Genomic DNA, 26,381 nt, shown 5'->3' with positions numbered 1-26,381 from the left:
TCACCTTTCGGCGCGTCGGCCGCGCCGGGTGAGGCGTGCGTGAAGGGAACGGGCTGATGCGTCGGTGAGGCACGCGATCTGGTCGATGACCGCCCTTTTCCTGGCCCGGTCGTCGGGCGCCGCATCGAAGATCGCCCGGAACTGCGGGTCCAGCCCCTCGGGCGCGCGGGCGCTGAGCGCCTCCGCCAGTTCGGCCAGGACGATGCGCTGGTCGGCTCGGATCCGCTCCTGCTCGTCGCGCTGCATCACATACAGGTCGGCGACGGCCTTGAGCACCGCGCACTCGTTGCGCGCCTCGCGCGGGATCACCAGTTCGGCACCGTACCGGGTGAGGCGGCCGGAGCCGTGGGCCTCGCGGGTGGCCCCCTCGGCGGCCAGGCAGAACCGGCCGATCAGCTGGCTCGTGGCGTCCTTCAGACGGGCCTGGGCGACGGCCGAACCGTCGTACCCGTGCGGCCACCACTCCGACTCCAGCAGCCGGTCGAGGGCGGCCCGCAGCTCCTCGGGCTCGGTGTCGGCGGGAACGTACCGGCCGATGGCGACCTTCCAGATCGCCGTCCGCTCCGGCTCCGCGAAGAGCAGGTTGGGGTCGAGGTGGCCGGCGTGCAGGCCGTCCTCGAAGTCGTGGACGGAGTAGGCGACATCGTCGGCCCAGTCCATGACCTGGGCCTCGAAGCACTTGCGGTCCGCGGGCGCGCCGCGCCGCAGCCAGTCGAAGACCGGCAGGTCGTCCTCGTAGGCGCCGAACTTGACCGAACCGGGGTCGGTGGGGTGGTCGCCGCGCGCCCACGGGTACTTGGTGGCGGCGTCCAGGCAGGCCCGGGTGAGGTTGAGGCCGACGCTGACGAGCTCCCCGCTCGCCGGATCGGGCACGAACCGCTTGGGTTCCAGGCGGGTCAGCAGGCGCAGCGACTGGGCGTTGCCCTCGAAGCCCCCGCAGTCCTTGGCGAACTCGTTGAGCGCCTCCTCGCCGTTGTGGCCGAAGGGCGGATGGCCCATGTCGTGGGAGAGGCAGGCGGCCTCGACGAGGTCGGGATCGCAGCCGAGCGCGGCGCCGAGCTCCCGTCCGACCTGGGCGCACTCCAGCGAGTGGGTGAGGCGGGTACGGGGACTCGCGTCCCAGTCGTACGAACGGCTGCCGGGGGTGACGACCTGGGTCTTCCCGGCGAGCCGACGCAGCGCGGCGGAGTGCAGCACACGGGCGCGGTCGCGCTGGAAGGCGGTGCGGCCGGGCCGTTTGTCGGGCTCGGTGGCCCAGCGTTCGGTGTCGGCCGCGTCGTAGAACTCGCGCTGTTCGTCGGTGAGGGCGTGCGTGGTGCCTTCCATGACCAGACGATAACCGGAACCTCTGACAAATCGGGATCAGGCGGAGACGAGTTCCGGCCGCACCAGGTCGAGGGGGAGGGCGCGGGCCTCGTCGTAGCGGTGCAGCAACAGGCGGGCCAGGGCCGGGTGGTCGCCCAGCGGCGCGGCGGCGGGTCCGGGCGCCGCCGCGGCGCTCTGGGTGGCGAAGCGGCCGGGAGCGGCGAAGTACGAGGCCACGGCGATCCGGTGGTGACCGCGTGCGGCGAGGGCCCGGACCGCGTCGTGTGCGCTCGGCGCGCAGGCGGAGGCGTAGGCGGGGATCACCGGGACACCGCCGAGGCGCTCGGAGAGCAGGGCGGCGGTGCGGCGGGTGTCGGCCGCCGAGTCGGGGTCGCGGGAGCCGGCGGCGGCCAGCACGACGGCCGACCCGGGGGCCGGGGTCCAGTCCGTCTCGAGGAGCCGCTCGTACAGGGCCTCGACGAGCAGCGGGTGCGGACCGAGCGGGGCGGCGACACGGGTGAGCAGGTGTCCGGCCCGGGCGGCGGCCGCCGGGAGGTCGCGCTTGACGTGGTGACCGCGGCCGAGCAGCAGCGGGACGAGCACCGCCGCACCGGACAGCCCGCTCAGGGTGTCGTCGAGCAGCGGCTCGTTGAGTTCGATGTGACCGAGCCGGACGTCGAGGCGGGGGCGGAGCTCGCGGACCCGTTCGAGGAGGGCGCGGGCGGTGTGCAGGGCGCGCGGGTCGCGGCTGCCGTGGGCCACGGCGACGAGGGTGGGCTGCATGGGCGGACTCCGGGTCGGCGCAGGCCGCTGAGCTGCGTGCCCAGCTGGAGGGTGATACGGCCGAGCAGCTCGGCCGTGCTGTCGAAGGGGAGTGCGGGGAATTCGGGAGGGTGCACCGGCTCCGTCATGCATCGATACTCTGCGCCGGAGATTGCCGGTGCGTTGCGCGGGGATGACGGGTCTTTGCCGGGTGCTCACAGGGCGGCCGGCGCGGTTGTCGATCCGGGGCGGTGAACCGCGCGGCGCCGGTACGCGTCCTGACCAGCGGACGAGCAACCGTTGCCGCACAGCCGCCGGCGCACTGCCGTCACCGCACGGCCGAGACCGTACGGCCGGGACCGCACAGCCGAGACACCAGGGGATGGAAGATGCGCCGACCGCGCCTGCCGATAGTCGAGTGGAGCCGGGCGGTGGCGGCGCTGCGCGGCGTACGGACCCGGCGGCTGGCGGTGCAGGCCGTCATGGCGGGCTGCGTGCTGGCGCTGCTGCCCTCGGCGTGGATGCACGCGGTGGCCGCCGACCGGCTGCGGACCACGGCCGACGCGCCCGCCGCCGAGGTGGCCGTCGTGTTCGGCGCGGGCCTGTGGCGCGGGCGGCCGACCCCCTACCTGGCCGACCGGCTCGACGCCGCCGCCGAGCTGTACCGCACCGGCAAGGTCAAGGTCGTGCTGGTCACCGGGGACAACAGCCGCTCCGAGTACGACGAACCCGACGCGATGCGCACGTACCTGACCGCGCACGGGGTGCCGGACGGGAAGATCGTCAGCGACTACGCGGGCTTCGACACCTGGGACTCCTGCGTGCGGGCCAAGGAGATCTTCGGGGTGGAGCGGGCCGTGCTGGTCACCCAGGGCTTCCACATCCGCCGGGCCGTCGCGCTGTGCCAGGCGGCGGGCCTGGACTCGTACGGCGTCGGGGTGGCCGACGTGCACGACGCCACCTGGTACTACGGCGAGACGCGCGAGGTCTTCGCGGCGGGCAAGGCGGCGCTGGACGCGGCCTTCAAGCCCGCGCCGCACTTCCTGGGACCGAAGGAGGAGGGGGTGTCGCGGGCCCTGGCCGCTCTGGCAGACTGACGCGGCACCGGTTATGCCGATTAGTCATATGCCGGTCAGTCCCGTATGAGTGGCAGGGGTGTGAACCGTGGCTGTTGTGGATCTGAGCGGCAAGGTCGTCGTCATCACCGGTGGAGCCCGCGGCCTGGGCGCCGCGGCCGCGCAGGCCGTCGTGGACGGCGGGGGCCGGGTGCTGATCACCGATCTGCTGGAGGCGGAGGGCGCCGAGACGGCCGCGAAGCTCGGGGACGCGGCGCGCTTCGTCCGGCACGACGTGACGAGCGAGGCCGACTGGCAGGCGGCCCTGGAGTATGCGGTCGCCGAGTTCGGCCGCATCGACGGCCTGGTGAACAACGCGGGCATATCCACCGGCCAGTTCCTCGAGCACGAGAGCGTCGAGCACTTCCGCCGGGTCGTCGAGATCAACCTGGTCGGCGTGTTCATCGGCATCAAGGCCGCGATCCCGCTGCTGCGCGCGAACGGCGGCGGGTCCATCGTCAACATCTCCTCCGCCGCGGGCCTGACCGGCCTCGCGCTCACCGCCGGGTACGGGGCCTCCAAGTGGGGCGTGCGCGGCCTCTCGAAGATCGGCGCGGTGGAGCTCGCCGAGTCGGGGATCCGCGTCAACTCCGTCCACCCCGGCATGACCCTGACCCCGATGACCGCCCCGATCGGCATCCGGGCCGGCGAGGGCAACTACCCGGGCGCCCCGCTGGGCCGCGTCGGCGTCCCCGAGGAGATCGCGGCCGCGATCGCCTTCCTCCTCTCGGACGCCGCCGGCTACATGACCGGCGCCGAACTCGCCGTCGACGGCGGCTGGACCGCGGGCCTGACGGTGAAGCACCTGACCGGCCAGTGACCCGCCCCGGCGCCCTGCCCGGTGGGACGGCCGCCGCATATCCGCGTGCCACCGCAACGCGGCGCTCCTTCCGGACCGCGGGTACCTGATCCTCGAGGTCGTCCACGGACGGATCATGTTCGTGGAGGTCCTCGACCGGCCCGAGCTGCGGCCGCCCCTCACCGCGGCCCCCGCAGCGCCCGTCAACGAGCTCGTCACTGCGTCCGTCGACGCACCCCTCGACGCCGCCCTCACCGGTGGCGACGGGACGCGCTGAGGCGTAGCACCCCGGGCCGTAACGCGGGGCGGCCGCCCGCGTAACACCGGCGGCGCACGCTGGGGGCATGCGCCCCTCCGACTCCGGCATCGACACGCACTGCCCGTACTGCGCCCTGCAGTGCGGGATGAGGCTCCGCCCAGAACCGGGCGGCGCCGCCGTGGCCGTGGAGGAGCGGGCCGACTTCCCCGTGAACCGGGGCGCGCTGTGCGGCAAGGGCCGCACCGCGCCCGCCGTGCTCTCCTCCCGGGTGCGCCTGACCGAGCCGCTCGTCCGCACCCACGCAGGGCGGCTGGAGCCGGCCACCTGGGAGGAGGCCCTCGACACCGTCGCCGAGGGCCTCGCCCGCACGGCCCGCACGTACGGGCGCGACGCCGTCGGTGTCTTCGGCGGCGGCGGGCTCACCAACGAGAAGGCCTACGCCCTCGGGAAGTTCGCCCGCGTCGCCCTGCGCACCTCGCAGATCGACTACAACGGCCGCTTCTGCATGTCCTCGGCCGCCGCCGCGCATCAGCGGGCCTTCGGGCTGGACCGCGGGCTGCCCTTCCCGCTGGAGGACATCCCGCGCACCGGCTGCGTGATCCTCGTCGGATCGAACCTGGCCGAGACCATGCCGCCCGCCCTGCGCTACCTCACCGAGCTCAAGGCGAACGGCGGCACCCTGATCGTCATCGACCCCCGGCGCACCCGGACCGCCGAACAGGCCGACCTGCACCTCGCCCCGCGCCCCGGCACCGACCTCGCCCTGGCCCTCGGCCTGCTCCACCTGGTCGTCGCGGAAGGCCGCACCGACGAGGAGTTCATCGCCGCCCGCACCACCGGCTGGGAGGAGACCCGGGCCGCGGCCATGGCCCACTGGCCGGAACTGGTGGAACGGGTCACCGGGGTACCGGTTCCCCGACTCCGCGAGGCCGTGGCGCTGTTCTGCGCCCCGGACACCGCGATGGTCCTCACCGCCCGCGGTCCCGAGCAGCAGTCCAAGGGCACCGACACCGTCGGCGCCTGGATCAACCTGTGCCTGGCCACCGGACGGGCCGGCCGCCCGCTCTCCGGCTACGGCTGCCTCACCGGGCAGGGCAACGGCCAGGGCGGCCGCGAGCACGGCCAGAAGGCCGACCAGCTCCCCGGCTACCGCAAGCTCACCGACCCGGCGGCCCGCGCCCACGTCGGCGCGGTCTGGGGCGTCGACCCCGACAGCCTCCCCGGCCCGGGCCGCAGCGCCTACGAACTCCTCGACGCCCTCGGCACGGACGTGAAGGCCCTGCTCCTGATGGGCTCGAACCCGGTGGTCTCCGCCCCCCGGGCCGCCCACATCGAGGACCGCATCCGTTCCCTGGAGTTCCTCGCGGTCGCCGACGTCGTCCTCTCCGAGACGGCGGCCCTCGCGGACGTGGTCCTCCCGGTCACCCAGTGGGCGGAGGAGACCGGCACCACCACCAACCTGGAGGGCCGCGTCCTGCTCCGCCGCCGGGCCCTGACCCCGCCGCCGGGGGTCCGCAGCGACCTGGACGTGCTGCACGGACTCGCCGCCCGCCTGGGCGTGGAGAAGGGTTTCCCCACCGAGCCGGAGGAGGTCTTCGAGGAACTGCGCCGCGCGTCGGCCGGCGGCCCGGCGGACTACTCGGGCATCACCTACGCCCGGATCGAGGCCGAACAGGGCGTCTTCTGGCCCTGCCCCGAGAGCCCCGGGGGTTCCCCGGGGACGGAGCGCCTCTTCCTGGACCGCTTCGCCACCGACGACGGCCGGGCCCGCTTCGTCCCCGTCTCCCACCGCGACGCCGCCGAGGTCCCCGACGCGGACTACCCCCTGCTGCTCACCACCGGCCGGGTGGTCTCCCAGTACCAGTCCGGCGCCCAGACCCGCCGGGTGGACGAGCTCAACGCGGCCGCCCCGGGCCCCTTCGTGGAACTCCACCCCCGCCTGGCCGCCCGGATCGGCGCGGTCGACGGCAGCCCCCTCGCGGTGACCTCCCGCCGGGGCCGCGCGGTGGCCCCGGCCCGCATCACGGACACCATCCGGGCGGACACGGTCTTCATGCCCTTCCACTGGCCGGGCGAGGGCCGCGCCAACTCCCTGACCAACCCGGCGCTCGACCCGGTGTCCCGGATGCCGGAGTTCAAGGTCTGCGCGGTCCGCGTCGAACCGGCCTGAGCCTGAGCCTCAGCCGGCCCGCCCCTCGAAGGTCGGCGCCAGTGCGGCCAGCAGCCGCTCGGCGTAGGACTCGGCGGATCCGGAGATCCCCGGGTAGTCGGCCCGGAAGGTGTCCCAGTCGGCCCACTTGACCGCGGAGAAGGCCTCCAGCGTCAGCGGGGTGTCCGAGGGCGCCTGCCGCGGGAAGTACTCCCCGGACTCCAGGAAGACCGTGTGGATCAGCTCGTACGGAGCGGTGCAGCGCTCGGCGAGCAGGACCGCGTCGTAGAGGTCCTTGCCCTGCGGGTACAGGTCGGTGGCCAGCCAGATCAGCTTCCACGCCAGCGACAGCTCCGGCGTGGCCGCCCGCAGCCGCACCCCCGCGACATCGGCCGGCTCGGGCGCCGCCGGGAGCTGCTCGTTGAAGACGAAGTCCAGCTGGACCTGGCCCCCGGGCAGGCCCGGCGCCGACCACGGCAGGACCAGACGGCGCCCGGGGACGCGCTCGTACGTCCAGATGTCCTCGGAGACGGCAGCGTCGGCCGGGATCACCAGCCCGCCCTGCTCGGCGGCGGCCCGCTCGACCGCCTCGGCGACGGCCGCCAGCAGCTTCCCGGTGCGCGGCTCCTCGATCGCCCAGTCCTGCGGGACCACCACGAAGTCCAGGTCGTGCGGCTCCCGAGCCGCCGCCCCGAACCACCCCGACATGAGCATGCTGCCGCGCAGGACCAGCGAGTCCGACCAGCCCGACCGGGCGACGCCGCGCGCCACCACGTCCAGCGCGTTCCGCCGGGCGGCCCGCCAGGCCGGGCGCAGCGCCTCGTCCACGACCGCGTCCGTGATCCGGTAGCCGTCCGCGAAGTGCTTGAGGGCCGGGTCGAAGACCCGGACTTCCGGGTCGGCCCGGTCCAGGCCGGCCGTGGACGTGCGCGGCAGTTCGCGCTGGCGCCTCCTCCAGTCCTCCCTGGCCGCGTCCTGCGCGCTCGTGCCGGTCATGCCCTCACCCCTTCGTCGATCCACCCGTCGTCCACCGACAGGTCACTGTCGTACAGCACGAACTCCCGCTCCTCCGAACGGATTTCGTACCCGGCCGAGCCGAGCGCGGCGACCAGCGCGTCGCAGGCCGCCCCCGCCTCCGCCGAGGTGCCGCGCCACCGCTGGGTCACGAACCGCTCGTGCGCGCCCCCGGCCAGGGCCCGGCGGGCGTTCCAGGACAGGTGTGCCCCGTGCGGGACGACCAGGGACTCCAGAGCCCCGCGGTCGAAGTCCGCCGGCAGCAGCAGTTTCAGGTGGTGCTCGAAGTAACCGCCGCCCGGGCCGGGGGAGTCCGTGGTCCACGGGACCGTCTCCACTTTGACGCGGACCGGGTCGAAGCCGGCCTCCCGCAGCCGCGGCACCAGCCGCTCGTGGCCCGTGCGGTCCGGCAGGGTCAGCATCGGCTGGGACACCATCCGGCCCCGGGCCAGCAGGATGTGCGTCACCTTCAACTCCCGTGCCCCCGCCCACGCGTCGAGCCGCGTCAGCTCGGCCGCGTCCGCGCAGCGCACCGTCACATGGGTCTCGTACTCCGCCATGGAGTCGATCATCTCGGACATGCGTCCGATCCGCATCGGGGTTCTCGGCGGGGGGTAACCATCCGGTCACGCACCGGACTCAGAAAGTGCTCGCACGCCCCTCGTGGCCGCGATGTGTCGTACCCCACACTGAGGTGCGGTGCCCCCGTCCTCGGAGCCCTGGAGGTCGCCCCCGTGCAGACCCGGACCCTGACCGTGAACGTGAGCGAGTCCTCGGAGGCCAAGGCCGTGGACGAAGAGCCCGAGGTACTGGAACTCATCGAGCCGGTGCCCGTGCAGCGCAGGCGCAGCAACAGCAACAGCAACAGCGGAGCGGGCCCGTCCGCCGATCTGTTCCGGCAGTACCTCCGCGAGATAGGCAGGATCCCGCTGCTCACCGCCGCCGAGGAGGTGGACCTCGCACGACGCGTCGAAGCCGGCCTGTTCGCCGAGGAGAAGCTCGGCAACACCCCCGACCTCGACTCCCAGCTCGCCCTCGACCTCGACAAGCTCGTCGTCATGGGGCGGATGGCCAAACGCCGTCTCATCGAGTCGAACCTGCGGCTGGTCGTCTCCGTCGCCAAGCGGTACGTGGGCCGCGGGCTCACCATGCTCGACCTCGTGCAGGAGGGGAACCTCGGGCTGATCCGGGCCGTCGAGAAGTTCGACTACGCCCGTGGGTACAAGTTCTCCACCTACGCCACCTGGTGGATCAGGCAGGCGATGTCCCGGGCCCTCGCCGACCAGGCCCGGACCATCCGCGTGCCCGTCCACGTGGTCGAGCTGATCAACCGGGTCGTCCGGGTGCAGCGCCGCATGCTCCAGGAGCGCGGGTACGAGCCCACGGCCGAAGAGGTGGCGGTCCACCTGGAGTTGACCCCCGAGCGGGTCCTGGAGGTGCTCCGCCTCGCCCAGGAGCCGGTCTCCCTGCACGCCCCGGTGGGCGAGGAGGACGACGTCGCGCTCGGCGACCTCATCGAGGACGGGGACGCGGCCTCGCCCGTGGAGTCGGCCGCCTTCTTCCTGCTGCGCGAACACCTGGAAGCGGTCCTGTCGACCCTCGGCGAGCGCGAACGCAAGGTCGTGCAACTGCGCTACGGCCTCGCCGACGGGCGGCCCCGCACCCTGGAGGAGATCGGCCGGATCTTCGGCGTGACGCGCGAGCGGATCCGCCAGATCGAGTCCAAGACCCTCAACAAACTGCGCGACCACGCCTTTGCCGACCAGCTCCGCGGCTACCTGGACTGACGGACCACCGGAAAAGGGGGCGCCCCGCCAGGCGCCCCCGCTCCGTTTCCCGGCCCGGCCCGGCGCTCCGTTGCCCCGACGGCTACCGGTGCGCGGGCTCATCGGGGTCGGACAGCCGCCGGCTCATCCAGACGTCGTCGACATAGGCCCCGTCCAGCAGGAACTCCTCGGGCAGGACACCGACCACCGCGAAGCCGCAGCGGCGGTAGAGCTGCCGCGCCGGCCCGTTGTGGCCGAGCACGCGCAAGGTCATCCGGCGGGCACCAGCGGCCCGGGCGGCGTCGCAGGCAGCCTCGACGAGGGCCGCCCCGACTCCGCTGCCGCGGGCGGATTCGAGAACGGCCAGCCCCTGGATGTGACGGACGTGCCGATTGGATTCGAGGGGGCCGGCCGGGGCCTGGGCGACGTACCCGACGATCCTCCGTCCGCGTTCCGCGACGAGGAAGCCCTCCACGGGGTGCCGCTCGTCGAAGACGGCCGCGTCGGCCGGGCGCTCGGGGCCGGGTTCGCTCACGCGCGACCACGCCGAGCGCAGCAGCTCCACTATCTCGCGTTCATCCTCCGCCCGGGCGGGGCGGATCACCAGGTCCGATGCCATGCCGCCATGCTAGCCACGCCCTCGCGCCGCGGACCCCCGGGCGGCGGAGGCGTCCGCGTACGGCGAGGGGCACCCAGGTACGGCGAAGGGGCACTCGCGTACGTCCCGTACCCGAGTGCCCCTTCGCCCGCCCCTTCGGCCCCGCGACGCGCTAGTCGACCTCGGCCACCGCCTGCGCGAACTGCGCCGCGTACAGCCGGGCGTACGCGCCGTTCGAGGCCAGCAGCTCCTCGTGCGTGCCCTGCTCCACGATCGAGCCGCTCTCCATCACCAGGATCACGTCCGCGTCGCGGATCGTGGAGAGCCGGTGCGCGATCACGAAGGACGTACGGCCGCGCGCGAGGCGCGCCATCGCCTTCTGGATCAGCACCTCGGTACGGGTGTCCACCGAGCTCGTCGCCTCGTCGAGCACCAGGATCACCGGGTCCGACAGGAACGCCCGGGCGATGGTGATCAGCTGCTTCTCGCCCGCGCTGACGCCCGCGCCCTCGTCGTCCAGGACGGTGTCGTAGCCGTCCGGCAGGGTGCGGATGAACCGGTCGGCGTGGGCGGCCCGCGCCGCCCCCTCGATCTCGGCGCGCGTGACCTCGCGCGAAGCACCGTAGGCGATGTTCTCCGCGATGGTGCCGCCGAACAGCCAGGTGTCCTGGAGCACCATGCCGATGCCGCCGCGCAGTTCCTCGCGGGTCATCTTCGCGATGTCCACCCCGTCGAGGGCGATCTCCCCGCCCGTGACCTCGTAGAACCGCATCAGCAGATTGACCAGCGTGGTCTTGCCGGCGCCGGTCGGGCCGACGATCGCGACCGTGTGACCCGGCTCGACCGTGAGCGAGAGGTTGTCGATCAGCGGCCTGTCCGGCTCGTAGCGGAAGGCCACCTTGTCGAAGGTGACCTGACCGCGCAGCTCCTCCGGACGCTCCGGAACCACGGCGTCCGACTCCTGCTCCGGCGCGTCCAGCAGCTCGTAGACCCGCTCCGCCGAGGCGACACCGGACTGCACGAGGTTCGCCATCGAGGCGACCTGCGTCAGCGGCATCGAGAACTGCCGCGAGTACTGGATGAAGGCCTGCACGTCACCGATCGACAGGGTGCCGGACGCAACCCGCAGGCCGCCGATGACGGCTATCAGCACGTAGTTGATGTTCGAGATGAAGAACATCACCGGCTGCATGATGCCGCTGACCAGCTGCGCCTTGAAGGAGGCCCGGTACAACGCGTCGTTCTGCTCGGCGAAGAGGGCCGCGGACTCCTTCTGCCGGCCGAAGACCTTGACCAGGTTGTGCCCCGAGTACATCTCCTCGATGTGGGCGTTGAGCGCGCCGGTCGACTTCCACTGCGCCACGAACTGCGGCTGCGACTTCTTGCCGATCTTCGCCGCGACGTAGATCGACAGCGGTACGGTCGCCAGCGCGACCAGCGCCAGCAGCGGCGAGATCCAGAACATCATCACGAGCACGCCGACGATGGTCAGCAGCGAGTTCAGCAGCTGGCCCATCGTCTGCTGGAGCGTCTGGCCGATGTTGTCGATGTCGTTCGTGGCCCGGCTCAGCACCTCGCCGCGCTTCTGCTGGTCGAAGTACGACAGCGGCAGCCGTGCCAGCTTGGCCTGGAGCTCCTCGCGCATCCGGTAGACGGTGCCGTTCATGACGTGGTTCGACAGCCGCGTCGCGACCAGCATCAGCAGGCCGGCCAGGGTGAAGACCACCAGCGCCCAGATCGCCACGACGCCGACGGCGCCGAAGTCGATGCCCTGGCCCGGGGTGAAGTCGGTGCCGGCGAGCATGTCCGCCATACCGTCCTGGCCCCGGGCGCGCAGCCCGTCCAGCGCCTGCTGCTTGGTGGTCCCGGCCGGCATCTCCCGGCCGACGATCCCCGCGAACACCAGGTCGGTGGCCTCACCGAGGATCTTCGGGCCCACCACCGCACAGCCGACACTGCCGACGACGGCCGCGACCATGCCCCAGATCTTGGCCCGGTCGTGAGCGAGCTGACGCAGCAGCCGCTTGCCCGAACCCTTGAAGTCCATGGACCGCTGGGCCGGCCCCATCATCATTCGTCCTCCGGGCCCGCTCATGCGGCCTCCGCCTCCGTCAGCTGGGAGAGCACGATCTCCCGGTAGGTCTCGTTGTCGGCCATCAGCTCGTGGTGGCGCCCCTCGCCCACGACCTGGCCCTCGTCCAGGACGATGATCCGGTCGGCGTCGCGGATCGTGGAGACCCGCTGGGCGACGATGACCACGGTCGCGTCCTCGGTCTCGCGGGACAGGGCCGCGCGCAGCGCCGCGTCCGTCGCGTAGTCCAGGGCCGAGAAGGAGTCGTCGAAGAGGTAGATCTCCGGGCGCTGCACGAGCGTGCGGGCGATGGCCAGACGCTGGCGCTGGCCGCCGGAGACATTGGTTCCGCCCTGGCTGACGGGGGCCTCCAGGCCACCCTCCAGCACGGAGACGAACTCCTTGGCCTGAGCCACCTCCAGCGCCTGCCACAGCTCTTCGTCACTGGCGTCCGGGCGCCCGTAGCGCAGGTTGGAGGCGATGGTTCCGGAGAACAGGTACGGCTTCTGCGGCACCATGCCGACCGTCCTGGCCAGCAGCTCCGGGTCGAGCGCGCGGACGTCCTCCCCGTCGACGAGGACCTCGCCGCCGGTCGCGTCGAACAGGCGCGGCACCAGGCCCAGCAGTGTGGACTTGCCGCTTCCGGTCGAGCCGATCACCGCAGTGGTCTCGCCGGGGCGGGCCACCAGGTCCACCCCGCGCAGCACCGACGCCTCGGCGCCCGGGTAGCGGAAGTCGGCGCCGCGCAGCTCCAGGCGCCCGCGGCGGGCGAGTTCGCGCACCGGGTCCTTCGGCGGGACCACGCTGGACTCGGTGTCCAGGACCTCCTGGATGCGCTCTCCGCAGACCTCGGCGCGCGGCACCATCATGAACATGAAGGTGGCCATCATCACGGCCATGACGATCTGCATCAGGTAGGCGAGGAAGGCCGTCAGCTGGCCGATCTCCATGCCGCCGCTGTCGACGCGCATCGCGCCGAACCAGATCACGGCGACGCTGGAGATGTTCACGACCACGATGACCGTCGGGAACATGTACGCGAGCAGCTTGCCGGCGGCCAGCGAGATGCCGGTCAGGTCGGCGTTGGCCTCGCGGAAGCGGTCCTTCTCGTAGTCGTCGCGGACGAAGGCGCGGATCACCCGGTTGCCGGTGATCTGCTCGCGCAGCACCCGGTTCACCGTGTCCAGGCGCGTCTGCATCCGGCGGAACAGCGGCCGCGTCCTGAAGACGATGGCGCCGACCGAGATCCCGAGTACGGGGACCACGGCGAGCAGGACGCCCGACAGCTTCACGTCGAGCGAGAGCGCCATGGCGATGCCGCCGACGCACATGATCGGAGCCGAGACCATCAGGGTGAAGGTCATCAGCACCAGCATTTGGACCTGCTGGACGTCGTTCGTCGTACGGGTGATCAGTGAGGGCGCGCCGAAGTGGCCGAGCTCGCGCGCCGAGAAGCTCTGCACGCGGTCGAAGACGGCGGCGCGGACGTCCCGGCCGAAGGCCGCGGCCGTACGGGCGCCGTAGTAGACGGCCCCGACGTTGCAGACGAGCTGGACGAGGGAGACACCGAGCATCAGCGCGCCGAAGCGCAGGATGTAGCCGGTGTCACCGTTGACGACACCGTTGTCAATGATGTCGGCGTTGAGAGTGGGCAGGTAGAGGCTCGCGCTGGTCTGCAGCAGTTGCAGCAGGACCAGCACCGCGATGGGTTTGCGGTACGGACCCAGATGGGTCCGCAGAAGTCGTATGAGCACGCGCAGGCTCCGGTCGGCATGATCGAGGGGTTCAACCCATATTGGGCCAACCGGCCCTGTGATCCCCAGCGGTTTTCGCAAAGGCCGGTCAAAAGGACCAGCCCGCCCCGACCTCCGACCCGGGCCCGGCCTAGAACGCCCCGGGGTGGACCTGCTCCCGCGTCGCGATGTACTGCTGGCGTACCGCCTGCCACGCCGGGAACTCCTCGCCCGGTTCGAAGACCTGGGCCGCGGGGGCCGGCCAGACCGGCGGGGTGTGCGGGGCCAGCGTGCCCTGCGCCGCACCGAGCGCCCAGGCCGCCTGGCGCGCCGCGCCCAGCGCCGCGTAATCGGCCGGCGCCGGTACGACGACCTGCGTACCGAACAGCCCCGGGGCCGCGGCCTGCACGGCCGGCAGCTCGGCCGCCGCGCCCAGCAGGAACACCCGGCGGATCTCCACCCCGCGTGAGCGCAGTACGTCCAGCGCGTCCACCAGCCCGCACAGCATGCCCTCGAAGGCGGCCCGGGCCAGGTGCTCCGGCTTCATCGAGTCCCGGCGCAGCCCGGACAGGGTGCCGGCGGCGTGCGGCAGGTTCGGCGTCCGCTCACCCTCCAGGTACGGCAGGAGTACGAGGCCGTGCGCGCCCGGCGTCGACTTCAGCGCGAGCTCGGACAGCCCCTCCAGGTCGGTGCCGAGCAGTTCGGCGGTGCCGCGCAGCGCCCGTACGGCATTGGAGGTGTTCACCACGGGCAGGTGCATGCCGCTGGCGTCCGCCAGGGAGGTGACCAGCCCGCCGGGCTCCGACACCGCCTCGTGGTGCACCGCCATCACCGAACCGGAGGCACCGAGCGAGACCACCGCGTCGCCGGGGCCGAGCCCCAGTCCGAGCGCGGCGGCCATCGTCTCGCCGGTGCCGGCGGATATCAGCAGCCCCTCGGGCGTGGTCCCCGCGGCGTCGGCCGGGCCGAGCACCTCGGGCAGCAGCGCCCGGTGGCCGAGCGCCAGTTCGACCAGGTCGGGGCGCCAGGTTCCGGTGGCCGCCGACCAGTACCCGGTACCCGAGGCGCCGCCGCGGTCGGTGGTCCGCCGGGCCGGGCGGCCCAGCAGCTGCCAGACCAGCCAGTCGTGCGGGGACATCAGCACGGCGATCCGGCGGGCGGCCTCGGGCTCGGTGCGGGCCAGCCAGGCCAGCTTCGCGACCGGCTGCGCGGCGTGCGGGACCGAGCCCACCGCCTCGATCCAGGACTGCCGGCCCCCGAAGGCGTCGATGAGGTCGGCGGCGGCGACCTGGCCGCGCTTGTCGTTGCCGACGAGGGCCGGACGCACCAGAGCGCCCTGCGGGTCCAGCGGCAGCAGACCGTGCTGCTGGGCCGAGACCCCTATGGCCTGCACCCCTTCGAGGAGCCCGCCCCCGGCGGCCTCGCCGAGCGAGAGCAGCCAGGCCTGCGGATCGGTCTCATGGGGATTCGCGCCGCCGTCCGGCTCGGCCGTGGGCTGCGGATGGGGTGCGTACCCCTGGCGCAGCACGGCGCCGGTCTCGGTGTCACAGACGACGATGCGTGTGAACGCGGAAGAGCTGTCCAGCCCGGCGACTATCCCCATGTGGAGGATTCTGCCGCACGTGAGCCGGACTCGACCGCTCCGGAGCCCCCGGAACCTCGTGGATCCCGTGGGCCCCGGCGCGCGGACCTGTACCGCTAGGTGTTGCTGGTGCCCCAGTCGTCGTCCGCGCCGCCGCCGGCCCGGGCGCGCAGACCCCGTACCCGCCCCGCGAGCGAGTCCGGGACGGCGTCGCCGACCTTGTGGCTCACCGCGGTGAAGGCCTTGCCGGCGAACTCGCGCCCGGTCTGGCCGGCGGTCTCGGCGGCGTTGCGCACCGCGGGGTTCTGCGCGAGCTGCTGTGCGGACTTCCGCAACTGCTCGTAGCGCTCGCGTCCGGCCCGGGTTCCGAGCACGTACCCGAGGGCCAGTCCGACCACGAACGTGACCTTGTACCGCATGCCTGTCACCCTTCGTCGTGTGGTGCCCGACCCGCTGTCGATACCGATTGGCGGAGCACCCCCCTGCTTGCGCTAATCTATGACTCGCAACGGGCACTCGCTCTTCGGCAACGCCGGAGGTGGGCTGTTCGATGCACCGCAGCAATCCCCTGTAGCTCAATTGGCAGAGCAGCCGGCTGTTAACCGGCAGGTTACTGGTTCGAGTCCAGTCGGGGGAGCGCAGTCCCCTGTAGCTCAATTGGCAGAGCAGCCGGCTGTTAACCGGCAGGTTACTGGTTCGAGTCCAGTCGGGGGAGCACGGCAGAAGAAGAGGACCCCACGGGGTCCTCTTCTTTCGTTTGTCGCCCCGTCCTGGAACCGGACAGCACTCGGCGCAGTCTCTCTGAACAGGCGAAGCCGATCATGCGAGGCATCCGAGGCAGGAGATCGTATGAGCGGCTATGCTGCGGCAGACGGCGCGCACACGTGTACGCGCCACGCCGTGAAGGGGCGGTAGCTCAGCCGGTTAGAGCAGCGGACTCATAATCCGTCGGCCGTGGGTTCGAGTCCCACCCGCCCCACCACAGCAGAAACGTCGTGACCAGCGAAAACGCCGGTTTCACGCTAGCTCGGCGGTGCCGTTCGCCGCACGAACGCCGCACCGAACCCCCGTACGATCACTCTCATGGCGTACATCAAGACCAATTCCCGGCTGTCCGGAGACCCTTCCTACACCGTCATGTGGCGGGCCGGCGGGACCCGAACGGGCCGCTGGTGCCGCGAGACGTTCGACGACGAGACGCTGGCAGAACGTTTCCGCGACCTGGTCAACGGTCACGGACAGCAATGGCCGCCGGGGTGGGTCAAGGGGGAAGGATTCGTCGAGCCGGATGAGTCGCCGGTGCTGGATGCGGAGAAGTTCCCGATCTACGCCCATGCCTACGTGGGGCTACTGACGGACATATCCGACCACACTAGAACCAACTACACCAGGTTCATCGATAACCACATGGTCCCGTGGTTCGGAGAGATGTCCGTCTCCGATCGCGGAAACAAGCTCACCCGAGACCACATCAGCCAGTGGATTTTGGATCTCCAGAACGGGAGGCCCGGCCCCCTTCACTCCCCAGGGACAGTGCGCCGCCCGTACGCAGCGAAGACGATCGCCAACCTCCACGGCTTGCTCTACAGCATCCTCCAGTCAGCCGTGGACGCCGATCCGGCGCTGCGTGACTCGAACCCCTGCGCGCACACCAAGCTGCCCAAGGGGAACGACACCGAGGACGACGAGGTGTTCCTCGAGCCGGAGGAGTACGCAGTCCTGCGGGCGCAAGTACGTGCCGATGCCGTCGACATCATCGACGCGCTGGTGAGCACCGGCCTCCGCTGGGGCGAGGTGACGGCGCTGCAACCCCGGGACTTCACCTTCGTGTCCAAGAGGCCGACGCTGCGCGTACAGCGCGCTTGGAAGCGGCGAGGAGAGGGTGGGACGTTCCTCGGGGCCCCCAAGACGAAGAAGTCGCGTCGGACTCTCGTGCTCACTCCCGAGCAGGTGGAGCTGTTCCAGCGGATCTGCCGGGGGAAGAAGCCGACCGACCTGGTGTTCACCGCCCCAGAGGGAGGGGCCTGGCACTCCGGCGTGTTCCACGCGCACCGCTGGAAGCCCGCCCTGGACGGAGCCAACGCCGCGGGTCTCACCAAGCGCCCGCGCGTCCACGACCTTCGCCACACCCACGCTTCCTGGCTTATCGCCGGCAAAGTCCCGCTGCCCGTGATTCAGGCCCGCCTTGGCCACGAGTCGATCACGACGACCGTTGACCGGTACGGGCACCTCTTGGAGTCCTCGGACGACGAGGTCGTGGCAGCCGTCGAGTGGGCCATGGCCGCCACGGTGCCCCAATCCCTTGCCGAGGCGGCCTGAGAGCACCTGTCGCTCCCGTGCGCGTGGTTCGAGAGCCTGGGGATCTTGGTTCGCAGGTCCCGATGGGCACAGTGGGACGCGCCTCATCAGAAGGGCGGGGTGTCACCTACTTGTCTGCTGGTTAGGGCACTGCGCGTGCTCACCCAGACCTTGTAGTCGCCCAGGTCCTGGGGCCCTCGATCTATCCTGAACAGCGGAATATGGGCATGCACCCAATCCACCTTGAACGGGTCGTATCGGTCGAGGTCCAGGAGCCGGGCAGCAAGGATCGCGGAGACAGACTGGTCATCCTCGAAGAGGCGCTGGGTGTGCTGATGGCGCCAGAGCTCATCGAGCTCTGCAACAGTCTGTGCCGCCCTGTCCGGGGCAGCGGGGCGAGCGTAAGGCCCGAGGTGCGCTAGGACGCGCAGGGTCGATCCCCCATAGCCGCCTGGAATGCCCGAGCCGCGTAGCGAGTCCTCAAGAGCTGAGAGGACTGTGGCGGTCGTGAGACCGGGGTCTTCTCGTCCGGAATCGACGCTGATGACACTGCCTGCGCTCATGTCCAGGCGATGAGGGCCTGTTTCGCCGTACCCGATGTCCCGGAGGGCATCGGTCACCATGTACCGCAGCGCACGACGCATACCGACGCTCAGGTCTGAGGGCCGCGCCCACTCGATGCGTAGTGCGAGCACTGGTGCAGGTTCGTTGATCTCGGAGGAGATTGTCTGATCCGCGGAGAGTTTGCTCGACGGCGCATGGTCCTTGTCTGCTCCCGTCGCCCCTAGCCAGAGGCGGTGCAGTCTTTGTTCCTCCGCAGGGAAATCGGAGCCCGGGACAGACTCACACAGAGCCTCCGCGAGTACCTGGATCAGCCCCCAAGACGGCAGGCGATCACTTGAGAAGGCGTCATAGACCCGGCTCTTGCTCGCTACCGCCGGACCTATGAGCTTGGCGAGATCTCGGGTGGAAGGTCGGCCGGCACGCCGGTGCAGGTCGTGCAGTGCATCGTTCAAGTCCTTCAGCCCGCAGTCCGGCAGCACTGGCCGCTTGAGCCCTGGCATAACTCCCCCCTGGAACTGTCCGATTCCGTCCTATCGTGTCCGACGGCGACCGCCGATGTCTATCGTCGTCCACCGCCACGATCTCCAGATCAGGCTGCTCGGAGTGCAGTCGAGATGAGGAGGCGTAGGGGATGACACCATCCACCCCCTTTTGGGAGGCCGTCGCGGAAGGGGCTTTGGCGGAGGTGATCGGTTCCGTGATCGTGCTGGGGTTGTGTGCGTCTGTCCGCTCAGTTCGGCGGAGAGATCGCCAGTCGGAGAACGAGACGGAGGGTGACCAGACGTAGTCATGTCTGCGGGGGCAGAACGCTTTGCCGGGCCAATCCTTGGAGGTTTGCGGAGTGCCACCTCACCAGAGGCTGAGTGGCCGACCCGCTGCCATGGCGGCTCGGATGCGGCCCGCGATCTCCTGGTCTGACTCGTGGTTCGCCATGCTGGCGCGAATGGCAGCGCCGATCGCGCGGGAGCGTCCGGCCGGGCCGCGGAGGTCGGCCAGGGGACTGCCTGGATCTCTGCGGCGGGCCAGCCATTCGGCCCGGTTCTCCGCCGCTGTGCCCAGCCGAAGGTGCGTTGGCTGCTGGCAGGAGTGGTTGTCACAGGTGTGGCAGACGGTCGGGCTGTCGGTCCCCCAACCGAGGCGCGGGATGACGCCGTGCGCGAGTTGGTACCCGTACAGGTGAGCCGGCACGGTGCCGCGTCGCGTCCTGCCCGGCCGTGAGGCGGCCCTGAAGCTGGCGTGGCCGGTGCTGGAGATCCCGCCGAAGAAGAACCAGCAGCCCTCAGCTGAGGGGGTGCGGTAGACCTTGCGCCAGTAGCGGACCTGAACAGACTCGTCGGCCAGCCAGGCCGCCCACTCAACCGCAGGTATGCGAACGGGCGTTGGCTGACCGATGAGGGCGAGCTGTTCATCAACGGGAGCGGGCCCGGACCCCTCCACCGCTGTGAGCGGGAAGAGTCCGGGCCCGAGGTTGTTCTCAGGCGGCATCAGCCTGGCTGCCGTCCGGTGTGATGGCCGGGGCTGCAGGAGACGGGGTCGACGCTGCCGCCCGAGACGCACGGGGGCGGCTGGAGCGCGGGCGTTCTGCGCGGGCACGCAGCATTTCGATGATCTCCTTCGCGCGAGCGGCGGTAACAGGCTTCGCCTCGCGTTCCAGTTCCTCCGCCGGCACTCCCAGTAGTTCCGCGACCAACTCTGCGTCGTTGTCGAACAGCCGCAGAGCTACGGCAGCGGCTTCCCGTGCCGCGACGTCGGCCTCGTCCTTCGCTCGTGCCGCCTTCGCCGCCGTTTCGCGCGCGGTCAACACGTTCGCCGCGGCCATCTCTCGCGTCTTCGCCTGGAGTGCTTCGACGGCGCGAACCCGCCGCCGCAGCTCTGCCGCGCTCACCGATGCTGCCGGAGTCGTGCTCACCCGTGCCTCCAGTTCTGTTCGAAATTGCTGCTCATCGCGCGCACCGTAGGCACAGGTCCGCGGACATCTCGAACCACCAGCCCGGGGCCGCTCATGGCAGGAGCAGGAGAAGTCGGCGTAGACGCCCGGTTGGTGCCGGCGTCAGTGATTCAGTGCCTCCGGCGGGTCCTCCTCGGAGGGGGTGGGGGCTGGTTGGTCGGGTGCGGGAGCGTTGTGGTGCGGGTGAAGGCGGGGTTCCCTCCTCGGCCGGACACCCCAAGGGGCGTACCAGGAACCCGGACACGGCGTCCAGGCCGAGCCGCTACGCGGTCGCTACGCGAGCCAGGACACCGCGCCCGGAACCCTGGTACGGCGGAGCTGTCCGACCGAGGAGGGAACCCCGCCCAGGCCCGTTGTGGCCGGGCCCGGCCGGGCGGGTGCGGGCCGTGGGGTGCGAGAAAAGGCCAGGTCAGGGTTATGTATCAGGGTTGACCCTACCCCTAGAACATGGTTTAATTAGTGATGTCGGAAGGGGAGGGCAACCCCCGACCGGCACGCGGCGGGCCGACCGGCCGCCGACAACCTCTCACCAGGAGAACGAACGTGAGCACCACGAAGGCACCCGCGAAGCTTGAAACCATCCGCGCCCTGCTCGCCAAAGCGGAGGACCCCCGCACGCCGGAGTCGGAGGCGGAGTTGGCCCGGAAGCGGGCGTTCGAGATGATGGCGAAGTACGGCGTCGAACAGGCGATGCTCAACGACGCCAACCCGGCCAGCGACGCCCCGACGGACCGCAAGATCGTTCTGGATAACCCGTGGGCGATGGAGCGGGTCCGCCTCGTCAACCGCATTGCGCTCGCCCTCGGTTGCGAGCTGATCCACCTTGGCCGGGATGGCAGCGGCCCGGCGCGCCGGGTACACATCTTCGGGTACGCGAGCGACCTTCAGCGTGTCGAACTGCTCTACACCTCTCTTCTGCTCCAGATGAACGGCGGACTGGCCGCTCAGTCGGTCCCGCCGGGCCAGGGTGCGCGTGCCTGGCGTCGGTCCTGGCTCCTCGGCTTCATCAACCGGGTGGGCGACCGCATCGAGGAAGCCGAGCGCGGCGCACGCGAAGAGGTCAGGGGCGAGACCACTGCCACCGGCCGCAGCGCGGCCCTCGTGCTCGCGGACCGCAAGGCCGTCGTCTCACGCAGCTATCAGCAGGCGTACCCCCGCGCGCGGAAGGGCGGCAACACCACCATGACCGGCAACGGATACGGAGCCGGATGGATGGCGGGCAGCCGTGCCGACATCGGCGGCAAGCGGATCGGCCGCACCACGGCCGGGTCCATAGCCGCGTAGCCCCATTGAGGCCGGGGGCGGCCGTACGCCGCCCCTGGCCGCCGAGTCCACGCCCTACCCCAGGAGGCATGACCGTGCCCGCTCGAAAGCCCCCGGCCACCCCCGCCCGCATCCTCACGGCCGCCGCCGACCACATCGAACGCGTCGAGCTCTACCAGGGTGACCACCTCTGGCAGCCCGGCCGGATTGGCGACACCGCCCTGTGCGCCGTGCTGCACGCATGGGAATGCGGTGTGCGCTCCGTCCGGCCCCGCTGGTCGGTACGCGGTGAACCGTGGGACATCTTCCAGCGCGCTCTGTTCGACTCCCTTGTGGTGCTCAGCAACCACGCCAACGGCCGCCCCGTGTCCGGCGTCCGGTGGCGAAAGCTGCGGCTCACGGAAGATGCCTACCGGCGAACCCTGTTGTGGTGCTGGGGGGATGAGCCCGAGCGGACCACCGTCGAGGCCGCCGCGATGATCCGCACCGCCGCAGCCCGGTACCCGAGTGGCGGCGATCACAGCATCCCCGGTTGCCCCACCCTTAAGAACATGGTTTAATTAATGGTGCCGGAAGGGGGAGGGCAACCCCCCGACCGGCACCGTCACCGGGCCGAACGGCCCGACGAACTCTCACCAGAAAGAGAAGGACCGATGACGAACACCAAGACCCAGGCCGGCGTCCAGACCACCCCTGCCCCGTGGCCGACCCTCACGGTCGCCGAACTCGCCGCGCACCCCGGCAATGTCCGCGAGATCGAGGCCCCGGCCGATCTGCTGGCCGACGTGAAGGACAACGGCGTCGTGGAGCCGCTGTACGTCGTGCGGACCCACGGCGACGTGCCGCAGATCATCGACGGGTTCCAGCGGCTGGCCGCCGCCGTCGCCGCAGGGTTGGAGGCCGTTCCGGTCACCCCCCGCCCCGTGATCCGGATCGACGCGCTCACCCCGCACCCGAAGAACGCCCGCGAAGACCTGGACCTCAACGCGCCGTTCGTGGACTCGCTCCGCACCGAGGGGTGCCGCATCCCCGTCAAGATTCAGCGGCTCGACGGCGGAGTCCTCCAGGTCAACGACGGAAACCGTCGCTACCACGCAGCGACGGACGCGGGTCTTACCCACCTGCCGTACGAGTGGGAGGACGACGACCGCGACTCGGCCGGGCAGTTCCTCGACATGATCACGACCGCTCAGCACCGTAAGAGCCTCACCACGTCCGAGATGAACCAGGCCATGTTCAGCGCCGCCGAGGCGGGCGCGCAGGTCGGCCGAATCGCCAAGGCCGCAGGCGTGCGGCAGAAGGACGTCAAGGCGCTGGTCAAGGTCAGGTCTGACGAGAAGCTGAGCGCCGCCGTCAGCGGTGCGGGCAGCTACGAGTGGACTTTCGAGCACCTGGCCGCGCTCTCGGAGTTTGCCGACGACGTCGAAGCACTCGCCGCGATCACCGAGGCCGCCGCCGAGGACGACGCCGACGAGGGAGACGTTGACTGGGCCATCGCCATCGAGCGGACCAAGCGCGACAAGCGGAACAAGGCGGAGGCGCACCGTGCGGAGCTGGAGGCGGCCGGGCAGAAGATCAGGGACGCCGAGGAACTGTCCGAGCGCGCCATGCCCGTCTGGCGACTGCGCGGCATCAGCGCCGAGGAGCACGCCGAGTGCAAGGGGCTTGTCTGGGTGTTCGATGAGCGGCGGGGGGACCGGTACGAGCCTTACTGCTCCGCCCCCGGCCTGTACGGGCACACGGTGCCCGAGGGTGCCAGCGCCAGCGGCGGCACGATGACCACCGCCGACAAGGAGGCCGAGCGCGCCGCCCGCGCCGCCGTCAAGAGGGGGAACATCGACTGGGACGCGGCCGAGACCCTGCGCCGGAAGTGGATCACGGACCTGATCAAGCGGCGCAACCTCCCGAAGAACGCCACCAACACCCTGATCGGGCACGTCAATAATGCTCTGCTGAACGGCAGTTGGGGTATCTCCGACGACCTGAACAAGGAGGGCACCACGGAGATCCTGGCCGGATTCCTGGGGCTGAACGCCGAGCAGGCCAAGGACCGAGGCAGCTTCGCCGGGCACGTCGCCAAGGACCCGCGCCGGGCCCCTCAGCTCCAGTTCGCCGCCATCGCCGCCGTCGGGGAGAAGTGCGCAAACCGGTCGGCATGGCGGACGGACAGCCAGCACGCCCCGTGGACGCGGAAGCCCACCGGCCGGTGGTTCCAGGTGCTCGCGTCCCTCGGGTACCCGCTCACACCCATTGAGCAGTCGGTCGTGGACGAGGAGCCCTACGACCCGTCGAAGAAGAAGCCCCGCGCCGCGATCACGTCCGGCAGTGAGTCGGAGGCCAAGCAGGAGCCCGGCGCCGACGAGGAGGCGGGCGAGCCGGAGGCCGAGGAAGCCGACGACCCGGCCAGCGACGACGAAGCCGCCGCCTAACCACCTCAGCCGCCCGACGCCGGGGGCGGGAACCGCTCGCCCCCGGCACCCCCAGGAGCCCCACAGTGACCCGTACAGCTCTGTTCGAGACCCACGGCGACGACCACGGTTGCGGATGCGTCCCCGCCCCCGCCGAGCCCGACCCCGGCACCACCGCCGACATCATGCAGGCCCGCGCCATCGCGGGCGGACTCGCGGAGTTCGGCAGCGGCCCCGCCCGCTGGTCTGCCGCCTACGACCGCGAGGCCGCCGCCGTCGTCCTGCGCGTGGACACTCCGCGCGGACTGTACGCGCTCGCCATCCCGGCCCCCGGCCAGCCGTTCCCCGTCCGCCACCGTGGCGAGCGCATCGGCGCACTGGACTGCCGCCGCACGTACGGCACCGCCGACAGCTACACCGCCGCCCTGTTCGCCGCGTTCCTGCGCGACCGCGCCGCACTCGACATCCCCGGCCGGGATGCTTGCCCTACACCACAAAACATGGTTTAATTAATGGTATCGGAGGGGGAGGGCAACCCCCCTCCGGTCCCACGGGCCGCCAGCCGGCCCGACCCCGGCCGTACGCGGAGGGCAACCCGCCCGGCCGGGCGCTCGATTCCTCTCTCACCAGCAGGAGCACCCACGATGACCAGCGCAGCCATGCGGTTTTCCATCCCCGCCACGGCCCAGGCCCGCGTCCGCCAGCTTGTCGAGGCCACCAATGCCCGCGCCGCCGTCCACAAGCTCACCGCCTACATGCTCGACGTCTCCGCGCCCTTCCTGGCCGACTACCACGACATCGACGGCCGCCTGATTGGCAAGCGCCCCACCGTCACCGTGACGATCTCCGGTGACATCCCCCGTCACCACGGCTGGACCGTCCTTGCCCGGCTGGACCACGACGAGGAGGGCGAGACGATCACCAGCCTGTTCCCCGGCCTGCCCGAGCAGGACGCCGAGGCCGTGCGCGGATACCACGCCATCGCGAACGTCTGTCACGGCTGCAACATCGCCAGGCATCGCACCGCCACCTATCTCGCCCGCCACGAGACCGGCGAGATGCGGCAGTTGGGCACCACGTGCGTCGAGCCGTACACCGGCCTGCCGATCAAGGGCCTTGAGGCCCTGTGGCGGTTCGGCACGCTGAAGGACTCCGATTGGGACGGCGAAGAGGGCGGCATCCCGGCCGATCTCCGCGTCCCGGTGGCCGAGGTCCTGCGGGTGACCGCCGCCATCGTGAACACCGAGGGCCGCTTCTACAGCCGGTCCGAGCAGTGGAAGAACACCCAGCCGACCGCCGACGGCGTCGAAGCGTACTTCTTCGACCGCAAGGCCCCGATGGAGTGGCGGGCCGCCATCGACGCCGACCCGGAGGCGCCGACCACTGCCGCCGCCGTCCGGGCGTGGGCGGTCCAGGGATACGGCAGCCTCTCCGACTACCGACACAAGGTGGGCCAGTTGGCGAAGGGGGAGACCGTTGACCCGCGCCACCTGCCGACGCTCGTGTCCGCCATCGCGGGGTGGTACCGCGACCAGGAGAAGGAGGCCACCGAGCGGGCCGCCCAGAACAGCAAGCCGCAGGGCACCGTGGGCGAGCGCATCACCACCCCCGCCACCGTCACCACCGTGATCGAGCTGGAGGGCCGGACGTACGGCTACCACACCCAGCGCCGCCGACTGGTGAAGTTCCAGGACCCGCAGGGCAACGTGTTCGTCTGGTTCAGCAGCGCCGCCGACGTCCCCGACCAGGGCGACGAGGTCGAGCTGACCGGCACGGTCAAGGACCACAGCATCTACGGCGAGACCGCACAGACGGTTCTCACCCGGTGCCGCGTCGCCGCACGCGAACCGGTCGCCGCGTAGCAGGCCCGGCCGGACGGGAAGCACCGCCCGGCCGGACCCCGGCCGCCGGGCCGTGGGGTGGGCGGCGTCGAGCCGCCCACCCCACGCTCCGCCCACCGCCGTCCCGGCCCGACCGCGTCGGCGGCCGGCCCCCACTCACCGGCCCCCGTACGAAGGGCGTCCCTCCGGGACGGCTCAGCCTGGCCCGGCTCGCAGCCGGCCGGAGCGTCCGGGCCGCAGGCGGCCCTCCCGCTCCGTCCGGACGCCGGGCCGAAGGGCGTGCCCTTCGGGCACGACGGCACTGTCCGTCGCGCTCCGCGCGACCACGGGCGGCACCCGTACGACGAGGCCACGGCTCGCCGCCGCCCGCACCACTGAGACTCCCGAGGAACACCCCCATGCCCGAGAACGCTTGCGCCGTCCGTCCCCAGGCCGCCACGGCAGGAGAACCGTCTCCGCGGACGTGCATCCAGGTCGCCAGGCAGGCCGCGATCCTCGCAGTCACCGCCGCCGACGACGCCATGACCGCCGTGTGCCACAGCCGATCCGGTGCCGCGATCGCCGTCGGTAAACGCAGGATCGCTTGACCTTGTGCCCGGGGAGGGGCATGCCGCCCCGGGCACACGCCTGTCACTCGTTCCGCCACTCGTCGCGCAGTCGGCGTACCGCAGTGATAGCCCGTACGGCTTTCTCGGCGAGCGACGGCACCTGATCGAGGACGTAGCCGAGTACGAGAACGCACCCACCGAGCACTGCTACCGAGGCTGTTGCCCATCCGACCGTTTCCATGCGTCCGACGCACCTTCCGTGAAGGTGGTCGGTTCGGTGGCATGGCTGCTCGAACCGACCACTGTTGCTCTCAGTGATCAGGTCGAGAACCAGGCACCGCACGCCGTACTCGGGTAT

At 71.2% G+C, this 26,381-nt stretch carries 24 protein-coding genes and 3 tRNA genes; 15 read left to right on the top strand and 12 right to left on the bottom strand.

Annotated elements, in window-relative coordinates; translation table 11 throughout:
* Both ACIQZO_RS23655 and ACIQZO_RS23650 read right to left on the bottom strand, forming a co-directional pair.
* A complete protein-coding gene (locus ACIQZO_RS23655; protein ID WP_403629259.1) occupies positions 1 to 1,326 on the bottom strand; it encodes a deoxyguanosinetriphosphate triphosphohydrolase in 1,326 nt (441 codons plus the stop codon).
* Positions 1,327 to 1,362: 36 nt separating this feature from the next.
* Positions 1,363 to 2,088 carry a sirohydrochlorin chelatase gene (locus ACIQZO_RS23650; protein WP_403629257.1) on the bottom strand — a complete coding sequence of 242 codons (726 nt, stop codon included), beginning with the start codon at positions 2,086 to 2,088 and terminating at the stop codon, positions 1,363 to 1,365.
* A 368-nt stretch (positions 2,089 to 2,456) separates the two neighbouring features.
* Between ACIQZO_RS23650 and ACIQZO_RS23645 the strand changes: the two genes are divergently transcribed.
* From ACIQZO_RS23645 to ACIQZO_RS23630, 4 genes are all read left to right on the top strand, one after another.
* A complete protein-coding gene (locus ACIQZO_RS23645; protein WP_403629255.1) occupies positions 2,457 to 3,164 on the top strand; it encodes a vancomycin high temperature exclusion protein in 708 nt (235 codons plus the stop codon).
* A gap of 67 nt (positions 3,165 to 3,231) precedes the next feature.
* Positions 3,232 to 4,002 carry a glucose 1-dehydrogenase gene (locus ACIQZO_RS23640; protein ID WP_403629253.1) on the top strand — a complete coding sequence of 257 codons (771 nt, stop codon included), beginning with the start codon at positions 3,232 to 3,234 and terminating at the stop codon, positions 4,000 to 4,002.
* A 115-nt stretch (positions 4,003 to 4,117) separates the two neighbouring features.
* On the top strand, positions 4,118 to 4,258 hold the full coding sequence (locus ACIQZO_RS23635) for a hypothetical protein (protein WP_403629251.1): 141 nt from the start codon (positions 4,118 to 4,120) through the stop codon (positions 4,256 to 4,258).
* A 67-nt stretch (positions 4,259 to 4,325) separates the two neighbouring features.
* A complete protein-coding gene (locus tag ACIQZO_RS23630; RefSeq protein ID WP_403629248.1) occupies positions 4,326 to 6,410 on the top strand; it encodes a molybdopterin oxidoreductase family protein in 2,085 nt (694 codons plus the stop codon).
* Positions 6,411 to 6,419: 9 nt separating this feature from the next.
* Here ACIQZO_RS23630 and ACIQZO_RS23625 read toward each other — a convergent pair whose 3' ends face one another.
* On the bottom strand, positions 6,420 to 7,385 hold the full coding sequence (locus tag ACIQZO_RS23625) for a nucleotidyl transferase AbiEii/AbiGii toxin family protein (protein ID WP_403629246.1): 966 nt from the start codon (positions 7,383 to 7,385) through the stop codon (positions 6,420 to 6,422).
* Positions 7,382 to 7,984: a hypothetical protein gene (locus ACIQZO_RS23620; protein ID WP_403629243.1), complete on the bottom strand. Its 603-nt coding sequence runs from the start codon at positions 7,982 to 7,984 to the stop codon at positions 7,382 to 7,384. Before ACIQZO_RS23620 ends, ACIQZO_RS23625 begins: the two co-directional genes overlap by 4 nt.
* A gap of 93 nt (positions 7,985 to 8,077) precedes the next feature.
* Between ACIQZO_RS23620 and ACIQZO_RS23615 the strand changes: the two genes are divergently transcribed.
* On the top strand, positions 8,078 to 9,190 hold the full coding sequence (locus ACIQZO_RS23615) for an RNA polymerase sigma factor (RefSeq protein WP_403629240.1): 1,113 nt from the start codon (positions 8,078 to 8,080) through the stop codon (positions 9,188 to 9,190).
* A gap of 82 nt (positions 9,191 to 9,272) precedes the next feature.
* Here ACIQZO_RS23615 and ACIQZO_RS23610 read toward each other — a convergent pair whose 3' ends face one another.
* The 5 genes from ACIQZO_RS23610 to ACIQZO_RS23590 form a co-directional block, all read right to left on the bottom strand.
* Positions 9,273 to 9,788: a GNAT family N-acetyltransferase gene (locus ACIQZO_RS23610; RefSeq protein WP_403629238.1), complete on the bottom strand. Its 516-nt coding sequence runs from the start codon at positions 9,786 to 9,788 to the stop codon at positions 9,273 to 9,275.
* Positions 9,789 to 9,939: 151 nt separating this feature from the next.
* Complete coding sequence (locus ACIQZO_RS23605; RefSeq protein WP_403629236.1) at positions 9,940 to 11,862, bottom strand: ABC transporter ATP-binding protein; 1,923 nt, start codon at positions 11,860 to 11,862, stop codon at positions 9,940 to 9,942.
* A complete protein-coding gene (locus ACIQZO_RS23600; protein WP_403629234.1) occupies positions 11,859 to 13,592 on the bottom strand; it encodes an ABC transporter ATP-binding protein in 1,734 nt (577 codons plus the stop codon). The genes ACIQZO_RS23605 and ACIQZO_RS23600 overlap by 4 nt, the downstream gene beginning before the upstream one ends.
* Positions 13,593 to 13,722: 130 nt before the next feature.
* The gene (locus ACIQZO_RS23595; RefSeq protein WP_403629231.1) at positions 13,723 to 15,174 is read right to left on the bottom strand and encodes an FGGY family carbohydrate kinase; all 1,452 of its coding nucleotides are present in this window, start codon (positions 15,172 to 15,174) and stop codon (positions 13,723 to 13,725) included.
* Between the two features lie 95 nt (positions 15,175 to 15,269).
* The gene (locus ACIQZO_RS23590; protein ID WP_403629228.1) at positions 15,270 to 15,572 is read right to left on the bottom strand and encodes a YtxH domain-containing protein; all 303 of its coding nucleotides are present in this window, start codon (positions 15,570 to 15,572) and stop codon (positions 15,270 to 15,272) included.
* 145 nt (positions 15,573 to 15,717) lie between these two features.
* On the opposite strand from ACIQZO_RS23590, the gene ACIQZO_RS23585 reads away from it, so the two are divergent.
* The 4 genes from ACIQZO_RS23585 to ACIQZO_RS23570 all read left to right on the top strand — a co-directional run bounded on the left by ACIQZO_RS23585 (position 15,718) and on the right by ACIQZO_RS23570 (position 17,472).
* Positions 15,718 to 15,790, top strand: a tRNA-Asn gene (locus tag ACIQZO_RS23585).
* A gap of 5 nt (positions 15,791 to 15,795) precedes the next feature.
* Positions 15,796 to 15,868, top strand: a tRNA-Asn gene (locus tag ACIQZO_RS23580).
* A gap of 190 nt (positions 15,869 to 16,058) precedes the next feature.
* A tRNA-Ile gene (locus tag ACIQZO_RS23575) sits at positions 16,059 to 16,135 on the top strand.
* Positions 16,136 to 16,236: 101 nt separating this feature from the next.
* Positions 16,237 to 17,472 carry a tyrosine-type recombinase/integrase gene (locus ACIQZO_RS23570; protein ID WP_403629225.1) on the top strand — a complete coding sequence of 412 codons (1,236 nt, stop codon included), beginning with the start codon at positions 16,237 to 16,239 and terminating at the stop codon, positions 17,470 to 17,472.
* Positions 17,473 to 17,558: 86 nt separating this feature from the next.
* On the opposite strand, the gene ACIQZO_RS23565 is transcribed toward ACIQZO_RS23570, so the two are convergent.
* Entirely contained in the window at positions 17,559 to 18,515 is a 957-nt protein-coding gene (locus ACIQZO_RS23565; RefSeq protein ID WP_403629223.1) for a hypothetical protein, read from the bottom strand.
* 974 nt (positions 18,516 to 19,489) lie between these two features.
* On the bottom strand, positions 19,490 to 19,924 hold the full coding sequence (locus ACIQZO_RS23560) for a hypothetical protein (protein ID WP_403629220.1): 435 nt from the start codon (positions 19,922 to 19,924) through the stop codon (positions 19,490 to 19,492).
* Positions 19,925 to 20,506: 582 nt separating this feature from the next.
* Here ACIQZO_RS23560 and ACIQZO_RS23555 point away from each other — a divergent pair.
* The 6 genes from ACIQZO_RS23555 to ACIQZO_RS23530 all read left to right on the top strand — a co-directional run bounded on the left by ACIQZO_RS23555 (position 20,507) and on the right by ACIQZO_RS23530 (position 26,062).
* Positions 20,507 to 21,247 (top strand): DUF2786 domain-containing protein, encoded by a 741-nt coding sequence (locus ACIQZO_RS23555; protein ID WP_403629218.1) that lies wholly within the window; start codon positions 20,507 to 20,509, stop codon positions 21,245 to 21,247.
* Positions 21,248 to 21,315: 68 nt separating this feature from the next.
* Positions 21,316 to 21,786 carry a DUF6197 family protein gene (locus tag ACIQZO_RS23550; RefSeq protein WP_403629215.1) on the top strand — a complete coding sequence of 157 codons (471 nt, stop codon included), beginning with the start codon at positions 21,316 to 21,318 and terminating at the stop codon, positions 21,784 to 21,786.
* Positions 21,787 to 21,879: 93 nt separating this feature from the next.
* Positions 21,880 to 23,655 carry a ParB N-terminal domain-containing protein gene (locus ACIQZO_RS23545; protein ID WP_403629213.1) on the top strand — a complete coding sequence of 592 codons (1,776 nt, stop codon included), beginning with the start codon at positions 21,880 to 21,882 and terminating at the stop codon, positions 23,653 to 23,655.
* A gap of 65 nt (positions 23,656 to 23,720) precedes the next feature.
* Positions 23,721 to 24,143 (top strand): hypothetical protein, encoded by a 423-nt coding sequence (locus ACIQZO_RS23540; RefSeq protein ID WP_403629210.1) that lies wholly within the window; start codon positions 23,721 to 23,723, stop codon positions 24,141 to 24,143.
* Positions 24,144 to 24,278: 135 nt separating this feature from the next.
* Entirely contained in the window at positions 24,279 to 25,496 is a 1,218-nt protein-coding gene (locus tag ACIQZO_RS23535) for a hypothetical protein (RefSeq protein WP_403629208.1), read from the top strand.
* A gap of 377 nt (positions 25,497 to 25,873) precedes the next feature.
* Positions 25,874 to 26,062: a hypothetical protein gene (locus ACIQZO_RS23530; RefSeq protein WP_403629206.1), complete on the top strand. Its 189-nt coding sequence runs from the start codon at positions 25,874 to 25,876 to the stop codon at positions 26,060 to 26,062.
* Between the two features lie 43 nt (positions 26,063 to 26,105).
* Here the strand turns inward: ACIQZO_RS23530 and ACIQZO_RS23525 are convergent, their stop codons facing one another.
* Positions 26,106 to 26,264 (bottom strand): hypothetical protein, encoded by a 159-nt coding sequence (locus ACIQZO_RS23525; protein ID WP_389883543.1) that lies wholly within the window; start codon positions 26,262 to 26,264, stop codon positions 26,106 to 26,108.
* Positions 26,265 to 26,381: the final 117 nt, after the last annotated feature.

Source organism: Streptomyces sp. NPDC097617 (assembly GCF_044761485.1).
Classification (GTDB): domain Bacteria; phylum Actinomycetota; class Actinomycetes; order Streptomycetales; family Streptomycetaceae; genus Streptomyces.
The sequence above is the reverse complement of the archived record's forward strand: the minus strand, read 5'-3'. Positions and strand labels throughout refer to the sequence as shown.

Coding starts and splice junctions, on each gene's coding strand:
- ACIQZO_RS23650 (WP_403629257.1), bottom strand. CDS start 2,088: ATGCAGCCCACCCTCGTCGCCGTGGCCCACGGCAGCCGCGACCCGCGC.
- ACIQZO_RS23620 (WP_403629243.1), bottom strand. CDS start 7,984: ATGTCCGAGATGATCGACTCCATGGCGGAGTACGAGACCCATGTGACG.
- ACIQZO_RS23605 (WP_403629236.1), bottom strand. CDS start 11,862: ATGAGCGGGCCCGGAGGACGAATGATGATGGGGCCGGCCCAGCGGTCC.
- ACIQZO_RS23590 (WP_403629228.1), bottom strand. CDS start 15,572: ATGCGGTACAAGGTCACGTTCGTGGTCGGACTGGCCCTCGGGTACGTG.
- ACIQZO_RS23525 (WP_389883543.1), bottom strand. CDS start 26,264: ATGGAAACGGTCGGATGGGCAACAGCCTCGGTAGCAGTGCTCGGTGGG.
- ACIQZO_RS23625 (WP_403629246.1), bottom strand. CDS start 7,385: ATGACCGGCACGAGCGCGCAGGACGCGGCCAGGGAGGACTGGAGGAGG.
- ACIQZO_RS23545 (WP_403629213.1), top strand. CDS start 21,880: ATGACGAACACCAAGACCCAGGCCGGCGTCCAGACCACCCCTGCCCCG.
- ACIQZO_RS23550 (WP_403629215.1), top strand. CDS start 21,316: ATGACCGTGCCCGCTCGAAAGCCCCCGGCCACCCCCGCCCGCATCCTC.
- ACIQZO_RS23635 (WP_403629251.1), top strand. CDS start 4,118: ATGTTCGTGGAGGTCCTCGACCGGCCCGAGCTGCGGCCGCCCCTCACC.
- ACIQZO_RS23645 (WP_403629255.1), top strand. CDS start 2,457: ATGCGCCGACCGCGCCTGCCGATAGTCGAGTGGAGCCGGGCGGTGGCG.
- ACIQZO_RS23595 (WP_403629231.1), bottom strand. CDS start 15,174: ATGGGGATAGTCGCCGGGCTGGACAGCTCTTCCGCGTTCACACGCATC.
- ACIQZO_RS23630 (WP_403629248.1), top strand. CDS start 4,326: ATGCGCCCCTCCGACTCCGGCATCGACACGCACTGCCCGTACTGCGCC.
- ACIQZO_RS23610 (WP_403629238.1), bottom strand. CDS start 9,788: ATGGCATCGGACCTGGTGATCCGCCCCGCCCGGGCGGAGGATGAACGC.
- ACIQZO_RS23535 (WP_403629208.1), top strand. CDS start 24,279: ATGACCAGCGCAGCCATGCGGTTTTCCATCCCCGCCACGGCCCAGGCC.
- ACIQZO_RS23565 (WP_403629223.1), bottom strand. CDS start 18,515: ATGCCAGGGCTCAAGCGGCCAGTGCTGCCGGACTGCGGGCTGAAGGAC.
- ACIQZO_RS23655 (WP_403629259.1), bottom strand. CDS start 1,326: ATGGAAGGCACCACGCACGCCCTCACCGACGAACAGCGCGAGTTCTAC.
- ACIQZO_RS23530 (WP_403629206.1), top strand. CDS start 25,874: ATGCCCGAGAACGCTTGCGCCGTCCGTCCCCAGGCCGCCACGGCAGGA.
- ACIQZO_RS23570 (WP_403629225.1), top strand. CDS start 16,237: ATGGCGTACATCAAGACCAATTCCCGGCTGTCCGGAGACCCTTCCTAC.